The organism is Bacillus sp. P4_D3 (assembly GCF_056401855.1).
The window spans coordinates 1-2245 of the sequence record NZ_JBFUIN010000515.1 but is presented as its reverse complement, the minus strand read 5'-3'; the positions used below and the strand labels follow the sequence as shown (position 1 = coordinate 2245).

Here is a 2245-nt window from a genome sequence, read left to right as displayed (position 1 = left end):
CGAGTAGAGCCCACCTTAGAGCGTCGGCACCAAACTTCTCTACTAAATCAACAGGATCTAGTGCGTTACCTTTACTTTTAGACATTTTCTGTCCTTCTTCATCTAGAACATGCCCAAGTGATAATACTCGTTTATATGGTACTTTCCCTGTATATAGTGCCGATACCGCTAATAAACTATAAAACCAGCCGCGTGTTTGATCAATTCCCTCCGCAATTACATCTGCTGGAAACTGTTCTTCAAATAACTCTTTATTTTCAAACGGGTAATGATATTGCGCAAAAGGCATGGAACCACTATCAAACCAAACATCAATTACTTCTGGTGTTCGATTCATTGTACTTCCGCATTTTTCACAGCATACTTTTACTTCATCCACATATGGCTTATGCAATTCTAAATCTTCAGGTGTTTCTTTCGTACTATGCTTTCTTAATTCGGCAATGCTTTTCGGTGCGAATTGATGATCACAGCTTTCACATTCCCATACGTTTAACGGTGTTCCCCAATATCTATTTCGGCTAATATTCCAGTCCACCATATTTTCTAAAAACTTACCAAAGCGTCCATGTTTCATATGATCTGGATACCACGTGACAGTATCATTATTTTGTAAAAATGTTTCTTTAATCTCAGTTGTTCGGATTAACCAACTTTCTCCTGCATAATAAAGTAATGGTGAATCACAGCGCCAACAATGTGGATAGCTATGCTCATATTTTTCTTTATGATATAGTAAACCTTCCTTCGCTAAATAACGAACGATATCAACGTCACATTCTTTTACAAACTTACCTTCAAGAAATGGTACCGCTTCTGTATACTCACCTTTTTCATCTACAACATGTAAGAACGATAACCCTTCACTTTGAACGACTTTATAATCGTCCTCCCCATATGCTGGAGCGATATGAACGAGTCCTGTACCACTATCTGCAGTAACAAAATCTGCCGCAATAACACGGTATCCATTTGTAACTTCCTTCATCGGAAACGGTGCTGTGTACGATGTATTTAATAATTCTTCACCTTTATGAACAGATAGTACTTCATAGTTTTCTTTTAGTACTTCTTGTACACGTTCTTTCGCAACAATGTACACATACCCTTCTTGTTTCACTTTAACGTATTCCATATTCGGATGTACGGCAAGTGCAACATTCGCTGGGAGTGTCCACGGTGTTGTCGTCCATCCAAGGAAATATTCATTTTCACTATCTTTCACTTTAAACTTAACTGTCGCGCTTAAATCTTTCACTGTTTTATATCCTTGTGCAACTTCATGTGAACTAAGAGATGTTTGACAGCTTGGGCAGTATGGTGAAACTCTATGCCCTTTATATAACAAGCCTTTTTCATGAATCGTCCCTAAAATATTCCATACACTTTCGATATATGGATTCTCTAAAGTAACGTACGGATCATCCATATCCACCCAATATCCAATACTCTCCGTAAATTCACGCCACTGCTTCTCATATGTGAATACACTTTCTTTACACTTTTGAATAAATGGTTCAATGCCGTACTCTTCGATTTCATGTTTACCTGAAATACCAAGTTGTTTTTCAACACCTAATTCTACAGGTAATCCATGTGTATCCCATCCGGCTTTTCTTAAAACTTTATATCCAGCCATCGTTTTATATCTCGCTACTAAATCTTTAATCGCCCGCCCAAGTGCATGGCCGACGTGTGGTAATCCGTTCGCAGTTGGTGGCCCTTCATAAAACACAAAAGATTGTGCGCCTTCTCGATTCTGAATTGATTGCTCGAAAATACTTTGTTCGTTCCACTGCTTACGAATACGTGTTTCTCTCCCTACAGCTGACTCTTTGACATCTACTTTTTTCATGTACAATCACTCCTTTGAATTTTTTAAAAAGCACACAAAAAACCCGTCCCTATGAAGTAGGGACGGGTTTACCCGCGTTACCACCCTAATTCTATTAGCTTTTCACTAATAGCACTTAGCAACGTACTAACATACGCGTTCTTTGTAACGGTAGACATCCGTCCGAGCTTACTTTATTCAGCCACGGCTCCTCGGAGATGATTTTCAAATAACGTCTGCACACCGGATTTCAGCAATACACCGGCTCTCTGGGGAACAGCTCACTATTTTACTCTTTCTCGTCTTCAGATTTGTATACTTTATTAAAAGTTATTTTATGCCATTGGGCAATTAATTGTCAACTAATTCAAAATATATTTTTATTTATACCCTTTTTCTCTATTCTTATAC

Annotated in this window: 1 protein-coding gene and 1 other annotated feature; the gene reads right to left on the bottom strand. The window is 38.3% G+C overall.

All coding sequences use genetic code 11. The annotated features are described in order from the left end of the window. The coding region (gene ileS / locus AC1DTM_RS23455; RefSeq protein WP_477001010.1) for an isoleucine--tRNA ligase at positions 1-1855 on the bottom strand (1855 nt) is incomplete at its 3' end. A 55-nt stretch (positions 1856-1910) separates the two neighbouring features. Next, positions 1911-2149 (bottom strand) — a binding site (T-box leader). Between the last annotated feature and the right edge of the window lie 96 nt (positions 2150-2245).